Origin of the sequence: Tsukamurella soli (genome assembly GCF_039541155.1) — a bacterium.
GTDB classification, from domain to species: domain Bacteria; phylum Actinomycetota; class Actinomycetes; order Mycobacteriales; family Mycobacteriaceae; genus Tsukamurella; species Tsukamurella soli.
On record NZ_BAABFR010000030.1, the window covers coordinates 1 to 19,226 of the forward strand.

A 19,226-nucleotide genomic window follows, 5' to 3' on the forward strand; every position below is an offset into this window, starting at 1 on the left:
CACAGAACGACATGGCTACGATCCGACTTCAGCCACCCCGCGGAGCCCGCCGCGGGGCCACGCTGGTCCCTCAGGCGATGGGCCACACCCGTCGCGCCCGCGCCCCACGGCCGCCTCGGCTGACGGACCCGCCTGCCTCAGGGCCGCACGGTACTCAGGCAGAAGGGGTGGCCGGCGGGGTCGAGCAACACCCGCCAGCCGTCGCCCGGCTGCGCCCGCGCCACCGTCGCACCGAGCGCGACGGCGGCCGCCGTCGACTCCTCCAGCTCGTCGACCGCCACGTCGATGTGCATCTGCTGCCGCTGCGCCCCGTCCGGCCACGCCGGCGGCGCGTGGTCGGCGACCTGCATCAGCGTGAGCATCGGGCCCGCGCCCGCCAGACAGATCACACTGCGGTCCGGCCGCGCGTACGCCTCGGTGAGCCCGAGCAGGGCACTGTAGAAGCCCGCGAGCACGTCGGGGTCGGGGCAGTCGATCGATATCGACGCCAGTTGTCCCACCGCCATCAGAACCGCACTCGGCGCGCATCGGTGGTCGCGCGACCCACCTGGTACAGCAGGATCGGCACCACGAGGCACAGGACCACGTTGATCACGCCGGTGGACACCCACATCTGCCAGCTGCTCGCCCCGCTCGCGAGCGGGCCGAGGGTGATCACCAGGCCCGCGCCGATCGCGATCAGGATGAAGAACAGCCCGGGCCGCGGCGCCGAGGTGATCAGCAGCGCCAACAGCCCCGCGCCGATCAGCGTCAGGAACGCCGCCGCCACGATGGTCAGGGTCAGCGAGCGCTGGGCCGCCGCGAAGTCCGCGCTGTCGGCGAGCCGGTAGAGCCAGTTCAGCGCCGACGTCGCCAGCCAGGCCGCGAGGCCCGCGACGACGGCGACCAGCACCGAACCCATGACGAACTTGGGGACGTCCAGAACCGGTGGCTCGGACCGCGTCGCCGCCGCCCGGCCGGTGGCGTGCTGTTCGCGATACGCGTCCTCGTATCCCTGCTGGTAGGCGTCGTTCGGACCGAACTGCTGCGTGCGTTCGTCGCGAGGGTCGTAGTAGGTCATGCGCTCCTCGTTCGTGGAAGGACCCGACGAGCCCAGGGTAGCGACCGATCAGCTGTGACCGGGGTACTCGTCCTCCGTGAGGTGCTCGCCCCACGTGGTCTCGGGCTCGTCGCTCCCGGGCTCGGGGGCCTCCCACAGCGCGAGGTGGCACATGAAGTCCTCAGCGGTGGCGCCGTGCCAGTGCCACTCGCCCGCCGGGGTGTAGACGGTGTCACCCGGGCGCAACTCGATCAGCTGCTCGCCGCGGGTCTGCACGTAGCCGGCGCCCTCGGTCACGTGCAGGGTCTGGCCAGTGGTCGACTATCGGATGGTCGCCTGCTCGGCCGACCACGACGCGAGCAGGCGAAGACGCTCCGCGGACGGCGATCCCGGCTCCGCGGTGTAGATCATGAGGACGTGTCCGGGCTCTGCGGTCACCAGCAGTTCCTCGTAGGCCAGCGTCACGTCGCCGACCACGGGATGGTGGTAGCGCTTAGTGCCGGTCCCGTGCGTGCGGACGTCGTGCGCACCCCACAGCGTCCGGAAGTACTCGCTCCGGGTCGACAGCTCGCCGACCAGGTCCTGCAACGCCCGGTCGTGCGGATCCCGCCCCGCCTCGGCGCGCATGATCGCCACGCACATCTGCGCGAACAGCTCCCAATCCGGATAGAACTCGTGCGCGGCCGGATCCAGGAACTGGAATCGCGCCAGGTTCGGGGTGCGACCACCGTCACCGAGGATCGGCGAGAAGAACGCCCGCCCCAGCGGATTCACGGCGACGACGTCCTGGTGTCCGTTCCGGACGAACGCGACGGCGTCGGTGATCGCCGTCAGCGCCCACTGCAGGCTCGGCCGGGATCCGGCCGACCTCGTGGCCCGAGTGCGGGGCCGCCCAGACGTCGGGACACCGTCCGCGGCGCGTGCGAGGTCGTACAGGTGGGCACGCTCGGTCTCGTCGAGTCGGAGTGCGGCGGCGATGGATTCGAGCACCGACGACGACGCGCCCGCGATCGCGCCGCGCTCGAGCTTCGTGTAGTACTCGACGCTCACGCCGGCGAGGATCGCGACCTCACTGCGCCGCAGCCCGGCCACGCGCCGGCCACCTCCCGCAGGAAGACCGACCTGCCCGGGCGTCACCTTGGCGCGCCTCGACATCAGGAACTCGCGTACCTCGGCTCGGTTGTCCACGGTTCGACCATAGGGGCGACCCGCGGTTCCGTGACAGTCACTGCCGGTACCCCTCATGTCCGGCAGAACCGAAGGAGTACCGCTGTGCGCGGAGTCGCCACGCACGCCCCCGGCGATGTACGGGTCGAGACCGTCATCCGCGTCACCGCCACCTGAGTGTGCGGCTCGGATCGGTGGCCGCACCGTGGCATCGAGGAGGTCGACGGCCCCCGCCCATGGGCCACGAGTTCGTCGGCGCGATCGAGGAGATCGGCTCCGACGTGCGTACCCCTCGAAGTCCGCAACGGCTACCAGTGCCGGTGCGTGCACGCCGTCCTCATGGGGCTGATCGGGACACAGGCCGAGCCCGCCCGCATCCCCCTCGCCGACGGCACCCTGGTCGCCCAGCCGACGCCCGAGCAGATCCCCGCGCTGCTCGCCGCATCCGATGTACTGGGCACAGGATGGGCGCCGAGCGGCGCGACCCGACGCCACGAAGGTGCTACTCGCCGTCTGAGCATCCCGATCAACCGGTCTCGCAGGTGGTCGGAGTCTCGGTCGAATCGGTCCGATTCCGGCTTGTTCGCCCTCGTCGGCCCGCAGAGACCGTGATCTGGACCACGAGGCCGATCACTCCCGAGCCTCGATGAACAGGCCGCGGCTACGTGCGGTGGAGGCGAGGTGTATCACGCCGCCGAACAGCGCAGTCTGGATCAGTTCGTCGGCGAGGTCGGGATGGACGTCCAGCGGTTCGAATCCGGGGTGATGCGCGGAGACGTCGTCGATCCTCGCCCAGTGTCTGATCCCGCATCCCTCGACCGACTCGATGAGGACCCGCTCCACGATCGTCTCCGCACCGTCCATCGTCCCGATGCTAGGCGCGCCCATACACCTCGGCCGTCGACGCCGAGATGCGCAGCGCCGGAACAGTTTTACGAACCGGCGTCCCGCCACCGCGTAAGCGCCGCACCGAACAGCGGCTCGCCGTGTCCCACGCATACGACGTCGACGTCGTGGTCGCGGATCGCCGCGGCGTGCCGCCCGACGGCGTCACAGTCGACGTTGAACGTGCCGGGCACGGTGTAGCCGCCGACGTTGGCGACGGTGTCGCCGACGAACAGCACGCGATGCGCCGGCAGATGGACTGCGATGCTGCCGTGCGTGTGCCCCGGAATCGCGACGATCCGTGCGCCACCACCGAAGTCGAGTACATCGCCGTCGCGCAGCTCGCGGTCGACGGTCACCGTCGGCGCCGGCCGCGATGGAATCGCCTCGTAGATCGGGCGCTCCCAATCCCGCAGCGTCGGTTCCGGCTTCGGGACGTCGCCACGCAGGACGGGGGCATCCTCGACGTGCGCCAGGATCTCCGCACCCCAACCGGCCACGTCGGGCGCCGACCCGTAGTGGTCGACGTGGCCGTGGGTCACGATCAGCCGGACGACGTCCGCGGGCCTGCGGCCGAGTTCGACGAGTACCGCAGCGATCGCAGGCGCGCTGCCGGGCACGCCCGAATCGATGAGGGTGACCTCGCGCCCGTCCAGCCAGATGTAGACGTTCACCGCCGCCACCTCAGGGAACGTCAGGGCGTACAGCTGCGGCAGGATGCGAGTCAACACTCTGCTGATCCTAACTACGGGACCGGTCGGGTGCCCGAGATCCCCGGTCGCGTGCGGGTGTCCGGCTCCAGCCCAGATCACGGGTAGAACAGTCGGCAGGTAGACATATCGGCGCCGACCGACCGACCATCTGATTCGGGCCTATCGGCTGAGGAGTGGCGAGATGCTGAGAGAGTCGATCGTCGAAGCGATCGAGAGCCGTCGTGAGATCGAGTTCGGCTACGACGGACGACACCGCGTCGTGCAACCAGCAGCGCTTGGCGAGTCGCGTCGAGGCAAGCTCACCCTCCTTGCATACCAGGCTGCAGGCGGAAGCAACTCAGGACTGCAGCGCGGCCAGCCCTGGTGGCTGTTCACTCTCGCCAAAATGACGCACGTGCAAGTCGGTGAGCGTCGCTTCCTCGCTGACCCCGCCGGCTACCAGCGAAACGCCGCACCCCTACTCGCGATCGACGCACAGTTGTAAAGTACTACACAGCAACATATTTCGCCGACCTTACCGTCGGCCGAGCCACCGCCCTCAGCGGCGACGTTCAGTCCCGCGCCGGGTACACCGCGATCTTGATCAGGTTGCCGTCGAAGTCACGGCAGTAGTGGGAGGTCATCGGTCCGAGTGCCCCGATCCTGGTCACGGGTCCTCCGACCCAGGTGGTTGCATACGTCGGGTCGACAGGATTTGAACCTGCGATCATCCGACCGCCAAAAGGCTGCTGGAGCGTTCGCCCAGTTCACGCCGAATCGCCAGGTACCCCTCACCTGATCTTTCTCCGCCTACATCGCCGGTCGCGACCTCCGCGCCCAGCTCCCGAATCTCGCCGCCTCCGATGCCGCCGCCGAAGGGCCACGGCCGGGCCCCGAGGGAGGGACCGGACGGGCGGGAAGTGCTACCCGGCCCGCCCGCCGACACCGTGAGACCCGGATGTGCCCTGGTGCCCAGAGGCCCCCGCGCCGCCGTTCGCGCCGCCGCTTCCGCCGGCACCGGCGGCCCCACCCGATCCGGCCGCGCCCCCGACACCGGCGGCACCACCCGATCCACCGTCACCGCCGGACCCGCCGGCGCCAGCCGCGCCGGACTGTCCGAACAGACCCGCGTCGCCGCCGACACCCCCATTCCCGCCGGTACCACCATCGCCGCCCGATCCACCGTTGCCACCGGCGCCCCCGTTACCGCCGTCGCCGGATACCGCCGTGTTCCCCGGACCGACCGACGTTGCCACTCCGCCGCTGCCCCCGCTGCCCCCGGCGCCGCCGGAGGCCCCGCTGCCCCCGGCACCCCCGGCACCACCGGTGCCCCCGCTCCCGCCGGCACCGGTGATCAGCCCGCCGCTACCGCCGGCACCACCGCTTCCGCCGGCTCCGCCGGACCCACCCGAGGCGCCGTCGCCCCCATTACCGCCATCACCGCCGGTGCCACCGATCGCGTCACCACCGCTGACAGCATCGACGGGGACCCCACTGCCGCCGCCGGTGCCGCCGCCGCCGCCATCCGCGCCTTCGCCACCGTCGCCGCCGTCACCACCAGCACCGCCGGTCGCGACCACGTTCGCCGCGCCGAAGCCACCGTCACCACCGGTGCCGCCGGCACCGCCGGGCGCGCCGTCACCACCGTCGCCGCCAGCACCGCCGGTGGCGCTGACCGCCTCGGCCGTTTCACCGTCGCCGCCGTTACCGCCGGCCTGCCCCGACGTGGTCCCGGTATCACCGTCGCCACCAGCCGAGCCGACGGTGTCACCCAACGACGTCACGGTGGTCCCGTCGGGGGCCTGAGAGCCGCTCGATGCCGGATCGACACCGGCCGCCCCGACGCCACCCGCACCGCCGTCACCACCGTCGCCGCCGATGCCGAAGAACAGACCACCGTTCCCACCGTTCCCACCGGCGGTGCCATCGGTGCCGTCGCCGCCCGCCGTGGTGCCGTCCGCGGAGGTGAGTTCCACACCGGCGGTACCGGCCAAGCCGTTGCCGCCGTTCCCGCCCACTCCGAAGAGCAGGCCCGCGTCGCCGCCGTTGCCTGCGGGTTCGGTCGCAGTGGCGTCACCGCCGTTCCCGCCATTGCCGTACAGCAGCCCCGCATCACCGCCGTTCTGACCGGGCCCTCCGTTGCCGCCGTTGCCGATCAGCAGACCGGCGTTCTGCCCCGGACCACCGTTGCCGACGAACACCGCCACCACCGATGCCAGCGGATCGTACGGAGCAGTCACGGCGGCCACGGTCAGCGCGGTGGTTCCAATCGCTGTATCGGCGGCGTCGAGGACGCCGACGATCGGTGCAACGACCGGCTCGATGGCGGCGAGAGAGATTCCGGCAGGGACGGTCGGCAGCAGCGGGGTCGGAGCCGTCGCCGCCCGCGCGAGACCGTCGCCCGGGGGCGCGGCCACCAGCGCCGCCACACTCACCAAGGCGGCCGCGGCGGGAATCCAGAGACGGGTGCGAGAACGTCTGCCCATGGTGGCTCCTCATGTCCACGATCGACCGGAGACGCTGTCGTCGTCTCCGCGCGGTCCGGGAGCCGTCGTGACACCACGGCCGACAATCCCCGACGTTACGGGTTCCGATGCCCGCGGCGCAGGCATTCCGCCCGACAACCACCTCGCGGAACCGCTGAACCACCCGCCGACCGCCACGCGCGGGCGACGGTCACCGGATCCGCCGTGTGCGCATCAGCCAGCGGACAGCGTCCGGGCTGCGCTGGGAGGAATAGCGAACCCGATGTGTCGTGTCGTGTCACATCGACCTGCTGGAGATAGTCGAAACGCCCGACCAGAATACCTTCTGACCAGGCGTTTCTTCTGTCGGGCTGACAGGATTTGAACCTGCGACCACCTGACCCCCAGTCAGGTGCGCTACCAAGCTGCGCCACAGCCCGTGGCTCCCGCTCTCGCGGTGCTGTACGAGGCTACCGCACGCCCCCAGCAGGCGTGAAATCGCCTGCATAACGCCCGTCCCAGTAGCCTGACGCCGCTCACGCCCGCGGTACGCGACGCTCCCACCACGCGGAGGCACGCGGTCCACCGCCCTCGACGGTGACGTCCCGGAACCGCTGATCGATCTCCTCGACCGCGACTCGCAGCCGATGCGCACGCCGGCCGCCGTTACGCATGAGCCGTTCGAGGCGCGCCCGGGCGTCGTCCTGAACCATGCCCGGGTCGCAGCATGGACAGCGAGTGGAGATGTAGCGCTGCGAGCGCATCAGGCGTTCGACGGTCTGGACGTGTCGCCGCCACTGTGCTAGGTACCGCAGTGCGGCGCCGTCCTCCCGGGGACGCCGGGGCCTGTGCGGATTCACCGCAGGTGAAAGGGGTACGCCCTCCGGTATGAGATCGTCATTCGCAGGCGCCGTCTCGTGGCGCGGCCGGTGCAGGCCGACGGGAATGCCGGCAGCTGAATAGTAGCGGGACGCTCACACCCGGTCGACCCACCGCTCCCCCGCCGACTCGAGCTCCGCGCCGCCCGCGGTCACGCCGGCGACCAGCGCCGCGAGCCGCGGCCGATCGGCGGCGGGCACACCCAGGCGTAACGTCACCAACTCCCCGTACACCGTCTCCAAGACGGCGACCCCCGCCGCGCGCACCTCGTTCTCGAGCCGCCCGGCACCGTCGTACGGGACGGTGACCGTCCACTCTCCCAACAACTCCCGCCGCAGCGTGCCCACCTCGTCGAGCGCGACGCGCACCGAGTCCGAGTACGCGCGTACCAATCCGCCCGCCCCCAGCAGCGTTCCGCCGAACCACCGCGTGACCACCGCGACCACGTCGGACACCGGCTTGCCACGGAGCACCTCGAGCATCGGTGCCCCGGCGGTACCGGCGGGCTCCCCGTCGTCGCTCGTGCGCTCGACGGGGCTCGGCGGCGGCCCGAGCACGAAAGCCGAACAGTGGTGCCGTGCGTCCCAGAACTCCTTACGCACCCGCACCACGACCGCCCGCGCAGTCGCTTCGTCTTCGACCCGCCGAAGCGTGCACAGGAAGCGCGAACGCTTCACCTCGATCTCCGCTTGGCCGTCGCGGGCGATGGTCAGGTATCCGGGCATCTGTCCATTCTCCTCGACCGGGTCTGCGCCACCGATCGCCTGTGAACCCGCTGTGGGCGTAGCGACGTCGCCTGCCGCCACGTATCGTCGCACCATGCAGGACACCCCAGGAGGCGCCCGGTGACCACCGAACCGCTGCAGGCACCGTCGGAGCCCGAGCGGCACCGTTCCCCACACTGGCCCTGGATCATCGGCATCATCGCCGCCTTCGTCATCGGCGTGGTCGTGGGTATCGGGTCCAACACCGGCACCACCACGATGCAGTCGGCCGAAGGCGGGTCCACGGAGACCATCACCGTCACCCAGACCCCGGACGTCGGCATCCCCGGCACCACGGATACCGATACCCCCGACACCGATACGACGGACACCGACACGACGACCGACACCGATACGGACTCCTCGACGACCTCGGACCAGTCCGCCGACATCCCGGGGGACGGCATCTACACGGTCGGTCAGGAGATTCAGCCCGGCAGGTATCGCGCATCCGGCGGCGACGACTGCTCCTGGCAGCGGTCCTCGCAGGATCAGTCGGGCCAGGAAGAGCCGATCGAGAGCGGCAGCTCCCGGACGGTCACGATCCGCAGCTCCGACACGAGCTTCCAGACCGAGGGCTGCGGCTCCTGGACGCGGGTGCGGTAGCTCTCAGACCGAGACAGTTCTCAGACCGAGACGCGCACCCGGCAGGCCCGCCGACGCACCGCCACGAGAAGTGGGGCGCCACCGTCGAGTCGCACCGGCACCTCGGCGCGGACGGTGCGCCGCAGGCCGGTTCCGTCACGCAGTTCGACATCGGCCATGGTCGCGCCCGCGAGCCGGGCGCCCGGCCACGCGAGGTCGACGGTGTCGAATCCGCGCGGCAGCACGCCGTCGACCCGGCACCATACGCGGGTTCCCGAGCGCACGACCCGCGTCACGCGGGTGACGAGGACGGTGCCGCGCAGGCTCGACCCCGCGGCGGCGAGCGCGCAGGCGGACTCGTCGCCGAGCAGGACGTCCGCGCCGGCCATCGCCGTGTCTCCAGGCCACGCGTCGCCGAACGAGCGGGCCTCGCCGGCCCGCGCCACCGAGGGCAGAATCTCCATCAACGTCACGCATCCGGTCTACCCGCCCCCGGGTGAGCCGAGAAGTACACGCCCCGTCAAGGTTTCGTCAAGATCACCGTGTCGTCCACTCAGGTGTTCTGCGCGACCCACTCGTCGACCCGACGCTTGGCCTCCGCCGGGTCCACGTCCTCGACGCGGGTGAGGATCGCCCAGCGGTGCCCGAACGGGTCGAGCACGGCCCCGAAACGGTCGCCGGTCACGAACGTCGCCGGCTCCTCGAACGGGGTCGCGCCGTGCTCTACGGCGCGCGCGAAGGTCGCGTCCACGTCGGGGACGTAGATCGCATACGAGTGGTTCACATCTTTCGAACCGTCGGGCTTGACCAGGGAGAACGACGGTGCCGGGTCGGACAGCTGTAGCCGCCCGGTGCCGAAGTCCAACTCGGCGTGGGCGACTGTGCCGTCCGGACCATCGGTCACATCGATGACGGCGGCCCCGAACACCTCCCGGTAGAACTCGATCGCGGCGCGGGCGGGCGAGACGACGAGAAAGGGGGTGATGGTGGTGTAACCGTCGGGGCGGAAGTACGGCTGCGCGGTGGTTTCGGAAGTCATGTCGTACATCCTCGCTAGGCTGCGGCCATGGTGTCTTGGACGAATCCGCCACCGGCCGCGGGCATCCTCCGGCCGGAGAACGCGGGCGCGGTCTTCGAGCTGCGCAGCGCCCCCGCGCCGCCGCACCAACAGCGCTATGTGAGCCACTTCTGGTCGGTGCGGTGGAACCTGCGGGCGCCGCAGCGTCAGCCGTCACAGGTGATCTCGTACCCGTCGATCCACGTCACCGCGGAGGCGGGGCCCGACCGCTACGGGCATCACCTGCCCGCCGAGCTGGTGCACGGCGTGCCCACCCGGCGCTTCGACATCGTGCTCGCCTCCGCCGGTTACTGCTACGGAATCGCCTTCACGCCGGGCGGTTTCACCGCCCTCACAGGTCGGCCCGCCCACCCGCTGACCGACCGCGTCGAGCGCCTCGACCGCCCCGAGCTGGCGGCCGTCCATGTCGCAGCCTCTCCCGCCGAGGCGCTCGACGCGCTGATCGCCACCGCCGACGCCCTCCACACCACCGACGACGACGGCCCGCTCGACACGGTCGCCACGCTCGCCCGGGACATCCGGGAGAACCGGGTGACCACGGTGGCGCACGCCGCCGCCCGACACGGTCTGTCCGAGCGGACGGTGCAGCGGCTGCTGCGCACGCACGTCGGGGTCGGCGCGCAGTGGATGATCCGACGGTGCCGGCTGCACGACGCGCTCGCCGAACTGCACACCGATCCGGCGGTACCGCTGGCCGACCTCGCGGCACGGCTCGGCTGGTACGACCAGGCCCACTTCACGCGCGATTTCACAGCCGCAGCCGGGATCAGCCCGGCCGCCTACGCTGCCCGCCAGCCACCCGTGATGTAGGTAACCCTAAGAAACGACGCGTAAGGTGGTCGTGAACCAGAAGGAAACGGAGACCCCGCCTCATGACCGCACCACGCCGCGGCAACCGCCCGCAGCACGTCCTCACCGTCGTCAAGACCGAGGAGATCAGCCCCCACCTCGTCCGCGTCACCGCGACGGGCGACTCCCTCGCCGGCTTCGGCGATCCCGAGATCGAGGGGCTCCCCAACACCGACGCCTACGCCAAGCTGCTGTTCGCCGACCCCGCGCTCGGCCTCGAGCCGCCGTACGACCTAGCCGAGCTGCCGCCCGAGCAGCGCCCCGTGACTCGCACCTACACCGTGCGGCGCTTCGACCGCGCGGCCCGCGAACTCGCCATCGACTTCGTCGTACACGGCGACGAGGGCCTCGCCGGCCCGTGGGCGCAGCGCGCGCAGCCGGGCGAACGCCTCGTCCTCATGGGCCCAGGCAGCGGATACTCCCCCGACCCCGAGGCCTCGTGGCACCTGCTGGCGGGCGATCTCTCGGCGCTGCCGGCGATCTCGTCCGCGCTCGAGGCGCTGCCCGACGGTGCCCGCGGCGTCGCCTTGATCGAGGTCACCTCCCCCGACGACGCGATCGACCTGATCCACCCCGACGGCGTGGAGATCGGGTGGCTGGTGAACCCCGACACCGCCGACGTCGACCATCTCGCCCAGGCCGTGGCCGCCGCCGCATGGCCCGAGGACGTCTCGGCGGTGCACGTCTTCGCACACGGCGAGCGCGAGTCCATCAAAGCCGTGCGGAAGGTGCTGCGAGAGAAGCAGATCGACCGTAGCCGGCTGTCGATCTCCGGCTACTGGGCCCGCGGCCGCGCCGAGGACGCCTTCCAGGCCGAGAAGCGCACCCCGATCGGCCAGATCGACTGACGCGGCGAGGGCGGGTCAGAAGGGCGGCGGTTCGTCCCGCTGGAGGCCGAGCGCCTCGTCATCCTCGTGCCGCAGCCGACGGTTGCGTTCCCGCAACGCCTCCCGCTGGCGGTTGCGGGCCTGAATCCGCGACGGGGCACCGTCGACGGGCTTCTGCTCATCAGGCGCACCGGCCTCGCCGGCCGTCGTGCCATGCCGGCGGGTCTCCCACGCCAGAGCATCCAACGCCGGGAACAGATCCGTCCCCTGTTCCAACCCAGCCAGGTAGACCATCCCGTCGGGGTGCCGCCACTCGACGGTGCCGTCCGGCAGCAGATCCGACAGCCACCCCGTGTGGGTCTTGATCCGATGATGAAAGCCGCATAGCGGCACCATATTCCACACATCCGTAGCGCCGCCCGATGCGGGATCGGCGTGGTCGTACTCGACCACGTGATCGAGCTGGCACCGCTCCGCCGGCACTTGGCAGCCCGGAAACGCACACACGCCGTGGCGGATGCGCACCACCTGCTGCTGCACCGCCGTCGGGACATAACCGCTCCCGGCCGCGGCGACGATGGTGCCGTCCGCCCGCCGGGTCCCGGCCGTCCGGACGTGCACCTCGCAGCGCGCAAGCATGGACCGCAGGTCGCCCGCACCCACCGGCCCACCGAGTCCGGCACCCACATGCCCGCCCGCGACCACCAAGCCCGGCAACCAGATGCCCGCTGCGCCCGCGATCGCCGGCGCAGCGGGATCCCGGGCGACGAACGGCGCGGGCACCGCACCGGTAGACCCGGCCCCAGGCGGAATCGGCCCCGCTGCGGCAGATCCCCTGTCCTCACCGAACAGGTCCGGGCATGCCTCGCCTTCCTGCGACGCGGAATCCGACTTGTCGGCATCGGGCCCGGTGTAGGCGGTCTCGTTGAGGACCAGCAGAAGATCCACGTGTACCCGGTCCGGCAGGTTCTCCACGCGCGGCCGCCGCTCACCCCACTCGCAGGCCGCCGCGCCACACCGGCAGCCGAGCGTGGCATAGCCGTCGATGATCGCACAGAACGCGTCCACCTCCCGCTGTTGCCGATCACGTCCGTCATCGCAGCACACCGTCGTTGCAACCTCATCGATCAACCCCGCCAGCTGCGCGCCCTTCTCCCGCGCCAGCCGCACCGTGACAACGGCCTTGTCCCCCGCGGCCGGGGACACGTCGAGGAAGTCGCGCCGCGTCTTGGGCTTCTCCCGGCGCGCATCCAGGTCGATCACCGCGATCAGCTTGTCCGCCAGCGCCTCCACCTGCCGCGGCGTAAGCGTCGCGCCGTGCCTCGACAGGCGCGCCTGCAACTGAGCCGCCACCCGCCGACTGAACTCGGCCACTAACGCCGGGTCCGCGATCGCCTGCCCGCGGGCCACGACCACGCGTGCCAGGGGCAGCGACAACACGCCGGTCGACATCAACGCCAAGACGTCCGGCACCCGCTCTCGAAGGTCCAGCGCCAACGCGACCTCCCGGCCCGCGGCCGCCCGCCCCACCTGCAGCGCGGCGCCCAGCTCCGCCTCCAGTACGTCGAAGTCGTCGACGAACCCGGAGACCACCGCGCATGGATCGACTCCGCAGCCGAGCTGTTCGCGTCGGAGTCGATACACCTCCGACACCATCAGCACCCGCCTGGCGTCATCCCGGTTGCGCACCCTGGCACCGTCGGCCAACGCGACCAGCGCGCCCGCGATATCGCCGGGCACCTTCACACCGTCCGGGAGAGGACTGTTCACCTCCCCCAGGAATTCGAACCCCTCGCCATTCCTGCTCATACATTCGAGTGTAATCCAGGCCACATCGGCTTGGCAAGGAGTTTACTAGATTTTTTGTTCGATCATTCTCGCGGCGTGATCGACCAGACGTAACCGTCGGGCCGGATCAGTACCTCGGCACCCGGAGCCACGTCATACGCGGCGAAGGCGTTCCCGCCCTCGTCGACCAGCTCACCCGCACCTGCGACGCTCCCCGCCGGCAGGATCCGATAGGTCGCCACACCATCGGGGACACCGGTACCCGTCCCGCCGAACCGCAGCAGGGTCGCGCGCGGTCCGCGCAGCAGCTCGAACAGCCGGACCCGCCGGCCGTCTGCGCGCACCAGCGGCGCGTCGGGCGCCCGGTCGCCGGGCCGTACCAGACCGGTCGCGTCCGGCGCGAGCGGCCCGCCGCGGTACGTCACGTCGAGCTGCCGCGTGTCCTCGCCGCGCCTGTGCGCATCCTCGTCGCCGTCGACGTACTTCTGCAGCAGGCCCGATGCGATCCCCAGCATCCGCGCCGCAACCGCGCGCCGCTCCGGCTCGTAGCTGTCGAGCAACTCCGGCGACCCGTCGGCGAGCTTCCAGCCCAGGTTGTACGCGTCCTGCACGCCGGTGTTGAGTCCCTGCCCGCCGGTGGGCGGGTGCACATGCGCAGCATCCCCCGCGAGGAACACCCGACCGCCCCGGAATCGCCGGGCCAGGCGCACATTGGGTCGCCACACCGTCGACCACGCCAGATCCGACAGCACCACGCCTCCGCCCGACAAAGCGTCCAGGCGCGACTGCAGCGCTGGCAACGCGGTCTCGACGACGAGGTCTCGCTCGCCGAGCGGCGCGCCGAACTGGAAGTACGGGGTGCTCGGCAGCGGGCTGAACATGATGCCGCGCATCGGGTCGTCGGCACCGGCGAACCAGTGCCCGTGCTCGCGGTCGATCCCGTCGGCGCGGACGTCGCCGAGCAGCATCCGGATGGATTCGTCTGTGCTTCCTTCGAATTCGATGGCGAGCTGCTTGCGGACGGTGCTGCGGCCACCGTCGGCGCCCACCAGGTACGCGGCGCGCACCACCTCACCGGTGCCGAGCGTCGCCGTCACGCCGTCGGCGTCCTGCTCGAAGCCGACCACCCCGGCGCCGAGTTCGACCCGGACTCCTAACTCCGCCAACCGATCACGCAGGATGCCCTCGGTCTGCGACTGACCGAGGAAGTACGTGTCGGGGTACGGCGTCGACGGTGACGGCGCGACCGGCTCGGCCATCATCCGCTCGCCTACGACGGTGCCGCCGATGTGGATTCGGAACGGCACCGCCGGCGCGCCCGCCGCCAGCACGGCGTCGAGCACCCCGAGATCCTCGAAGACCTCGAGCGTCCGCGGCTGCAGCCCGTCGCCGCGGGAGCCGGTGAAGAACGTCCCGGCCGCATCGACGATCCGCGCGGGTACGCCGCGCCGCGCCAGGTCGATGGCCAGCGTGAGGCCGGTGGGTCCGGCTCCGGCGATCAGTACTTCGGTGTCCACGACTCCTCCAATGAATCTATTTTCAGTGAATTTAGATTCATACTGCGCTTGTTAGGGTCTACGGTCAAGGGGGACGTCGAGGGAGGTGCGGATGCCCAACGGGCGCAAGGAGAAGGCGGCCGAGACAGAGGCTGCGCTGAAGGCCGCGGCGCGCGCGGTGTTCGCCCGGAAGGGCTACCTCAACGCCAAGATCACCGACATCACCGCCGAGGCGGGTCGAGCCGCGGGGTCGTTCTACAACCACTTCGCGAGCAAGGAGGAGCTGCTGGCGGCGCTACTCGCCGACCTGGCCGCGGCCGGTGACGAGAGCGCCCTGGCCGGCGACCATCTCTCGGACTTCTCCGATCCCGCGGCGGTGCGCTGGCACGTCGCGCAGTACTGGCACTTCTACCGGCAGCATGCGCCGACGATGCGCGCGCTCGGCCAGGCCGCGCTGGTCAGCGACGAGTTCGCGCGGACCCTCGCGGAGTTCACAGCAACCCAGGCCGCCGACATCGAGGACCACCTCGACCGCGTCACCGCCGCGGGCATGCGGCTACCGGCGACGGCCGATCTGTCGATCGTGATGATGTACCGCCTGCTCGACGGTGCCGCGCAGGCCTGGCTGGAACAGCCCGCGGACACACCGACGGACGACGAGGCCGTCGAGGCGCTGACCCGATTCGTCTACCGCGGCCTCACCGGCCGCGACTACTGAGCGAATCGGTTCACGCGCGCTCGAATGGAGTCCGCTCCCCCGCGGTGACCTCGAACGGCAGGTGGTTACCCGCGGGCGGGAGCGGGCAGGTCGCGAAGTCGATGAACGCGCACGGCAGGTTGACGGCGCGGTTGAAGTCCAGCACCACCTCGCCGCCGGCGGCGAGCACAGCGTCGGATGCGGCGACGGCCAGACTGCGGTTCGCGGCATAGGTGCTCACGCCCGACGTCGCGTCGGTGAACAGAACGAAGAGTCCAGATCCCTTGCCGTTGAACGCGATCAGCCGGCGCTCGGCGCCTTCCCACGCGAACACGAGCTCGCCGGGCGAGGTGTACACGTGCTCGAGCCCCTCGGCCACGGCACCGACGGTGACGGGGCGCGGCTCGGCGTACGGTTCGAAGCGCGCCGACACGACCCACGCCTCGTCGGGATCGAACGCGGGCACGCCGCGGAACGCACGCACCACTGGCGACTCCGCTTCGTGCACCCGGATCAGGTAGCCGTCGCCGCGGCGGGCGACCTCGATCCGGCGGTCGCCGTCCTCGACGAGTTCCCCCGGGCCGGTCGGATGCAAGGTGAAGTCGCGCCGCGCACCGTCGTCGCCCTCATGGTGCGCAGTATCGCCGTCGAACCACCAGGCCCCGGGCAGCCCGTCGAACCGCTCCGGCTCGGGGCCGAGCCACTCCAGTCGCGTGATCGCCAACCACCCCAACGGGGCTGCGAGGTCACGCTCGCGGGCGGCGTGCCAGTCCTGCCAGTCCGCGGCGAATCGAGTGCGCGATGCGGTGGTCATGGGGACTCCTGTCCGTCGACGTCACGGGGTGCAACGCCACGCCGGCCCGCAACCTTCCATTCGACTCGCTGCGAGCGGAACTGCGATCCTGCCCCCAGCTCCCGACGGCGGCACGGAACCGCTCGAGGACGGTGCGCTCGATCGGTACCGCGAGCAGGTTGTGCTCCCGGGGCTTGATCTCGTCGAAGCGCTCGGTGAACACCCGGAAGGCGTGGTCCACGGGCACGTCGACGGCGATCTTCACGCGGATGGCGGCGGGGTCGCTGCTCATGATTCGGGGTTCCCTTCGGGTGTCGACTTCGGCGAACACGTCTGCTCGGCTACTTCTTTGAACGTGATCAGGGCCTGGTTCCAGTACGACTCGAGCTCGCGGCGCATCAGAGCCAGGCCGTCGGGCCGCGGGCGGTAGATCCGCTCCCGGCCGCGGGCGTGCACCTCGACCAGCCGCGCGTCGAGCAGGACGCGCCGGCGACGCGGGCGAATACGCGACGCCGCGTCGGATCGGCGAGCGCGTGCCAGGGATCGACGGTGGCAGTGGGCACGATACGTAAGCAATCACTTACGCATTGACTGGTCTATGCAGCCCGCACAGAGGGCCCGGCCGTCGATTCAGCATCGTTGAAAGCTGGCAATGCACGCGATGATCGGCGTACCCTCACCATCACGGCGATGGATCCCGCCGGTGCCGGTGACGGCCGAACCGCATTCCCGCTGATGGTTCCTACGAGTGAGTCCGGGCCGTGCCCGGACGCGCTGCGTAGGAGGGCCCGTGGACGGATCCACTTCACTCGTCGCAGACCGGGCGACCGGCGACCACCACCGCATCCGTATCCTCGTGGGCTGGGACGGCTCGGACGACGGGCTCGCCGTGGTGCGATTCGCAACCGAGATCGCCGTCCGCCTCGACGCGCAGGTGGACGTGGTCCATGTCCATGATCTCAGCGACATGCCCGAGGACCCCGACGGGGTCGACTGGGACGAGCAGGTCCAGGCGCATCTCGACCTACTGACCCACCGGATCGAGAACGAACTGGCCGGCCTGCGGAACGGGTGGACCTATCACGTGGCACGCGGGGAGGCGCCCGCCCGGCTGCTGCTGCGGCTCGCCGACGACCTGCACGCCTACATGCTGATCCTCGGCAGCCCGCACGCGGGCATCTTCGCGATCATCGCGGAGGTACTCGGCCACCACGTCGCACGCGGAATACTCGCGCGAAACCACACGCTGCCTATGCTTTTCGTCCCGGTCGATCGACGCGGACACCGTCGCGCACCAGCTTGAGGATCCCCCGGGAACCCGACCAGTCCACGCTCCGTCGAGAAAGGCCCACCATGTGGTTGGTCCCCCACCACCCCACGCCGACGCGGGGGTTCCTCCGCACCCCCGAGCGTGTCGCGCTCGCAGGTGACTGGCACGCGAACCTGTCGTACGGCCGCGAGGTGATCCGTCATGCGCGGCAGCGCAACGCCGACGTCCTGATCCACCTGGGGGACTTCGGCTTCGACTTCACCGACGAGTTCCTCGATGGTCTCGAGGCGGAGTTGAACGAGGACGAGATGATCCTCGGTTTCGTCGAGGGCAATCACGAGAACTACGACAGGCTGTTGGAGCGCCCCGTCGCCGACGACGGCCTGCGCTACCTCCGCGAGCGGATCGTCCACCTACCCCGCGGGTTCCGGTGGCGGTGGGGCATCACCTACTGCCTCGCGGTGGGCGGCGCGTACTCCCTGGATCGGGTACTGCGCAAGCCGGGGAAGACGTGGTGGCCGCAGGAGATCTTGCGCGAGGACCAGGTCGACGCCATCGCGGCAGCGGGCCCGGCCGATGCGATGTTCTGCCACGACTGCCCTGCGGGCGTGGCGATTCCAGAGCTGACCCACGACCGGATCGGCTTTCCGCCGGAAGACATCGAGGGGGCGGACCACTGCCGGGACACACTGCGGCGACTGGTTGACCAGGTGCGGCCCGCACGTCTGTGGCACGGCCACTATCACCGCAGGTACCAGTCCGTACTGGACGCGGGGGCGTACCGGACCGTCGTCGACGGACTCGGCCGCGACAAGCAGCCGATCGACAACAACATGGTCGTGGTCCCACTCGGGGCCCTCGGCGCCCACCGCGCCTCCCGCGCAGCCGGCTGAGGCCCGACCCGTGCCCGCGATTCCCGTTGCAGCCGTGCAGGTCCTGCAGGTCGTGGTGGTTCTGCTGGCCTCCCCACTGGTCAGCGGCTTCATCGCGTCGGTGGAGGCCCGCATGCAGGGTCGACGAGGACCACGGGTGCTCCAGGTGTATTACGACCTGGCGAAGGACTTCTCCAAGGAGACCCTCGCCCCGACCGGCGCGAGCGTTCTCTACTTCCTCGCGCCCGCGCTGTCCTTCGCGTGCTACCTGACGGTGCCTATGCTGATCCCCGTCCTCACCAGCTTCGCGCTGCCGCTGGGCTACATGGGCGACATCTTCGGCGGCGGCCTGATCCTGTCGATGGCCAGCTTCTTCGTCGCGGTCGCGGCGGCAGAGACCGGCGACGGCTACGCACAACTCGCGTCGAGCCGCTCCAAGTCGTTCTCCGCGATCACCGAGCCGGTACTGCTGCTGGTGGTGATGACCGTCGGGCTGATCACCACCACGGACCTGCCGTACGTGCTGGGTGCCACCGTCCGGAGCGGGCCGGCGCAGATCGTCCGCCCTGCACACCTGCTGGCCTCGGCCGCCCTGCTGATGGTGATCCTGTTCGAGACGGCGCGGATCCCCGTGGAGACCCATTCGGGCCTGATCGAGCTCGGGATGATCGAGGGCGGAAGGCCTTTCGAGCACTCCGGTCCGCTGCTGGCGCTGCTGAAGTGGGGCTCGGCCACCAAGCAGATGGTGCTGTACGTGATCCTTCTGAATGTGTTCGTGGCGCCCTGGGGCATGGCGTCCACGGCGCGACCGACCGACATCGCGTTGGCCGCCGCCGCGATCGTCGGGAAGGCGCTGCTGCTCGGCGTCGCGATCGCCCTGCTGGACAACATGTTCGCCAAACTGCGGCTGTTCAAGATCACCGAGTTCGTGTCGGCGGCATTCCTGCTGGCGGTGCTGGCGATCTTCACCCTCTACCTGGGAGGTGGCTGATGTATCTCGAGCCCGCCGCAATGCTCGTCACGGCCGCGCGGATCGGCAGCGCGGATCGGCAGCGCGGCGACGTCGAAACCCTCGGCACC

General features: G+C 70.4%; 23 protein-coding genes, 1 tRNA gene, 3 pseudogenes and 1 riboswitch. Of the genes and pseudogenes, 9 read left to right on the plus strand and 18 right to left on the minus strand.

The window, feature by feature from the left end; genetic code table 11:
- Positions 1 to 137: 137 nt before the first annotated feature.
- The 4 genes from ABD908_RS11360 to ABD908_RS11375 are packed head-to-tail and all read right to left on the minus strand — an operon-like array spanning position 138 to position 2,227.
- Positions 138 to 506 (minus strand): VOC family protein, encoded by a 369-nt coding sequence (locus ABD908_RS11360; RefSeq protein ID WP_344995312.1) that lies wholly within the window; start codon positions 504 to 506, stop codon positions 138 to 140.
- Positions 506 to 1,060: a hypothetical protein gene (locus tag ABD908_RS11365; protein ID WP_344995314.1), complete on the minus strand. Its 555-nt coding sequence runs from the start codon at positions 1,058 to 1,060 to the stop codon at positions 506 to 508. The genes ABD908_RS11360 and ABD908_RS11365 overlap by 1 nt, the downstream gene beginning before the upstream one ends.
- A gap of 48 nt (positions 1,061 to 1,108) precedes the next feature.
- Positions 1,109 to 1,336: a cupin domain-containing protein gene (locus ABD908_RS11370; protein ID WP_344995316.1), complete on the minus strand. Its 228-nt coding sequence runs from the start codon at positions 1,334 to 1,336 to the stop codon at positions 1,109 to 1,111.
- Positions 1,337 to 1,360: 24 nt separating this feature from the next.
- Positions 1,361 to 2,227, minus strand: coding sequence for a helix-turn-helix transcriptional regulator (locus tag ABD908_RS11375; protein WP_344995319.1), 867 nt, complete (start codon positions 2,225 to 2,227; stop codon positions 1,361 to 1,363).
- A gap of 156 nt (positions 2,228 to 2,383) precedes the next feature.
- Here ABD908_RS11375 and ABD908_RS11380 point away from each other — a divergent pair.
- Positions 2,384 to 2,713 (plus strand): annotated as a pseudogene (locus tag ABD908_RS11380) (IMP dehydrogenase); the annotation flags it as partial.
- Between the two features lie 123 nt (positions 2,714 to 2,836).
- Here ABD908_RS11380 and ABD908_RS11385 read toward each other — a convergent pair.
- Together ABD908_RS11385 and ABD908_RS11390 are read right to left on the minus strand one after the other, a co-directional pair.
- Entirely contained in the window at positions 2,837 to 3,070 is a 234-nt protein-coding gene (locus tag ABD908_RS11385) for a hypothetical protein (protein WP_344995322.1), read from the minus strand.
- 68 nt (positions 3,071 to 3,138) lie between these two features.
- Complete coding sequence (locus ABD908_RS11390; protein ID WP_344995325.1) at positions 3,139 to 3,822, minus strand: MBL fold metallo-hydrolase; 684 nt, start codon at positions 3,820 to 3,822, stop codon at positions 3,139 to 3,141.
- 163 nt (positions 3,823 to 3,985) lie between these two features.
- On the opposite strand from ABD908_RS11390, the gene ABD908_RS11395 reads away from it, so the two are divergent.
- A complete protein-coding gene (locus ABD908_RS11395; RefSeq protein WP_344995328.1) occupies positions 3,986 to 4,288 on the plus strand; it encodes a WYL domain-containing protein in 303 nt (100 codons plus the stop codon).
- A gap of 67 nt (positions 4,289 to 4,355) precedes the next feature.
- Here the strand turns inward: ABD908_RS11395 and ABD908_RS11400 are convergent.
- From ABD908_RS11400 to ABD908_RS11420, 5 genes and pseudogenes are all read right to left on the minus strand, one after another.
- Positions 4,356 to 4,460: pseudogene (locus tag ABD908_RS11400) on the minus strand (VOC family protein); the annotation flags it as partial.
- Positions 4,461 to 4,706: 246 nt separating this feature from the next.
- A complete protein-coding gene (locus ABD908_RS11405) occupies positions 4,707 to 6,269 on the minus strand; it encodes a PGRS repeat-containing protein (RefSeq protein ID WP_344995331.1) in 1,563 nt (520 codons plus the stop codon).
- A 345-nt stretch (positions 6,270 to 6,614) separates the two neighbouring features.
- Positions 6,615 to 6,688 (minus strand) — tRNA-Pro (locus tag ABD908_RS11410).
- A 96-nt stretch (positions 6,689 to 6,784) separates the two neighbouring features.
- Positions 6,785 to 6,961, minus strand: a complete 177-nt coding sequence (locus ABD908_RS11415) for a hypothetical protein (protein ID WP_344995334.1) — start codon at positions 6,959 to 6,961, stop codon at positions 6,785 to 6,787.
- 261 nt (positions 6,962 to 7,222) lie between these two features.
- Complete coding sequence (locus ABD908_RS11420; protein WP_344995455.1) at positions 7,223 to 7,852, minus strand: YigZ family protein; 630 nt, start codon at positions 7,850 to 7,852, stop codon at positions 7,223 to 7,225.
- A 120-nt stretch (positions 7,853 to 7,972) separates the two neighbouring features.
- Here ABD908_RS11420 and ABD908_RS11425 point away from each other — a divergent pair, with 120 nt between their 5' ends.
- Complete coding sequence (locus ABD908_RS11425) at positions 7,973 to 8,497, plus strand: Rv1352/Rv1906c domain-containing protein (protein ID WP_344995336.1); 525 nt, start codon at positions 7,973 to 7,975, stop codon at positions 8,495 to 8,497.
- Between the two features lie 20 nt (positions 8,498 to 8,517).
- On the opposite strand, the gene ABD908_RS11430 is transcribed toward ABD908_RS11425, so the two are convergent.
- Together ABD908_RS11430 and ABD908_RS11435 are read right to left on the minus strand one after the other, a co-directional pair.
- A complete protein-coding gene (locus tag ABD908_RS11430; protein ID WP_344995339.1) occupies positions 8,518 to 8,949 on the minus strand; it encodes a hypothetical protein in 432 nt (143 codons plus the stop codon).
- 80 nt (positions 8,950 to 9,029) lie between these two features.
- Positions 9,030 to 9,515 (minus strand): VOC family protein, encoded by a 486-nt coding sequence (locus ABD908_RS11435; RefSeq protein ID WP_344995342.1) that lies wholly within the window; start codon positions 9,513 to 9,515, stop codon positions 9,030 to 9,032.
- Between the two features lie 27 nt (positions 9,516 to 9,542).
- On the opposite strand from ABD908_RS11435, the gene ABD908_RS11440 reads away from it, so the two are divergent.
- Together ABD908_RS11440 and ABD908_RS11445 are read left to right on the plus strand one after the other, a co-directional pair.
- Complete coding sequence (locus ABD908_RS11440; protein ID WP_344995345.1) at positions 9,543 to 10,364, plus strand: helix-turn-helix domain-containing protein; 822 nt, start codon at positions 9,543 to 9,545, stop codon at positions 10,362 to 10,364.
- A gap of 62 nt (positions 10,365 to 10,426) precedes the next feature.
- Entirely contained in the window at positions 10,427 to 11,251 is an 825-nt protein-coding gene (locus ABD908_RS11445; protein ID WP_344995348.1) for a siderophore-interacting protein, read from the plus strand.
- Between the two features lie 15 nt (positions 11,252 to 11,266).
- Here ABD908_RS11445 and ABD908_RS11450 read toward each other — a convergent pair whose 3' ends face one another.
- Both ABD908_RS11450 and ABD908_RS11455 read right to left on the minus strand, forming a co-directional pair.
- Positions 11,267 to 13,039 carry an HNH endonuclease signature motif containing protein gene (locus ABD908_RS11450; RefSeq protein ID WP_344995351.1) on the minus strand — a complete coding sequence of 591 codons (1,773 nt, stop codon included), beginning with the start codon at positions 13,037 to 13,039 and terminating at the stop codon, positions 11,267 to 11,269.
- Positions 13,040 to 13,101: 62 nt separating this feature from the next.
- A complete protein-coding gene (locus tag ABD908_RS11455; RefSeq protein ID WP_344995354.1) occupies positions 13,102 to 14,535 on the minus strand; it encodes an FAD-dependent monooxygenase in 1,434 nt (477 codons plus the stop codon).
- A 91-nt stretch (positions 14,536 to 14,626) separates the two neighbouring features.
- Here ABD908_RS11455 and ABD908_RS11460 point away from each other — a divergent pair, with 91 nt between their 5' ends.
- Positions 14,627 to 15,232, plus strand: coding sequence for a TetR/AcrR family transcriptional regulator (locus tag ABD908_RS11460; RefSeq protein WP_344995357.1), 606 nt, complete (start codon positions 14,627 to 14,629; stop codon positions 15,230 to 15,232).
- Positions 15,233 to 15,242: 10 nt separating this feature from the next.
- On the opposite strand, the gene ABD908_RS11465 is transcribed toward ABD908_RS11460, so the two are convergent.
- From ABD908_RS11465 to ABD908_RS11475, 3 genes and pseudogenes are all read right to left on the minus strand, one after another.
- A complete protein-coding gene (locus ABD908_RS11465; protein ID WP_344995360.1) occupies positions 15,243 to 16,025 on the minus strand; it encodes a DUF1684 domain-containing protein in 783 nt (260 codons plus the stop codon).
- 121 nt (positions 16,026 to 16,146) lie between these two features.
- A pseudogene (locus ABD908_RS27640) lies at positions 16,147 to 16,296 on the minus strand (ATPase); the annotation flags it as partial.
- The gene (locus ABD908_RS11475) at positions 16,293 to 16,580 is read right to left on the minus strand and encodes a hypothetical protein (RefSeq protein WP_344995366.1); all 288 of its coding nucleotides are present in this window, start codon (positions 16,578 to 16,580) and stop codon (positions 16,293 to 16,295) included. The pseudogene ABD908_RS27640 and the gene ABD908_RS11475, both read right to left, overlap by 4 nt.
- A 101-nt stretch (positions 16,581 to 16,681) precedes the next feature.
- Positions 16,682 to 16,756, plus strand: a riboswitch (Fluoride riboswitch).
- A 38-nt stretch (positions 16,757 to 16,794) separates the two neighbouring features.
- Here ABD908_RS11475 and ABD908_RS11480 point away from each other — a divergent pair.
- From ABD908_RS11480 to ABD908_RS11490, 3 genes are read left to right on the plus strand one after another with little or no spacing between them, the layout of a single operon-like run.
- Positions 16,795 to 17,307: a universal stress protein gene (locus ABD908_RS11480; protein WP_344995369.1), complete on the plus strand. Its 513-nt coding sequence runs from the start codon at positions 16,795 to 16,797 to the stop codon at positions 17,305 to 17,307.
- 50 nt (positions 17,308 to 17,357) lie between these two features.
- A complete protein-coding gene (locus ABD908_RS11485; RefSeq protein WP_344995372.1) occupies positions 17,358 to 18,167 on the plus strand; it encodes a metallophosphoesterase in 810 nt (269 codons plus the stop codon).
- 10 nt (positions 18,168 to 18,177) lie between these two features.
- The gene (locus ABD908_RS11490; RefSeq protein ID WP_344995375.1) at positions 18,178 to 19,137 is read left to right on the plus strand and encodes a respiratory chain complex I subunit 1 family protein; all 960 of its coding nucleotides are present in this window, start codon (positions 18,178 to 18,180) and stop codon (positions 19,135 to 19,137) included.
- Positions 19,138 to 19,226 lie beyond the last annotated feature (89 nt).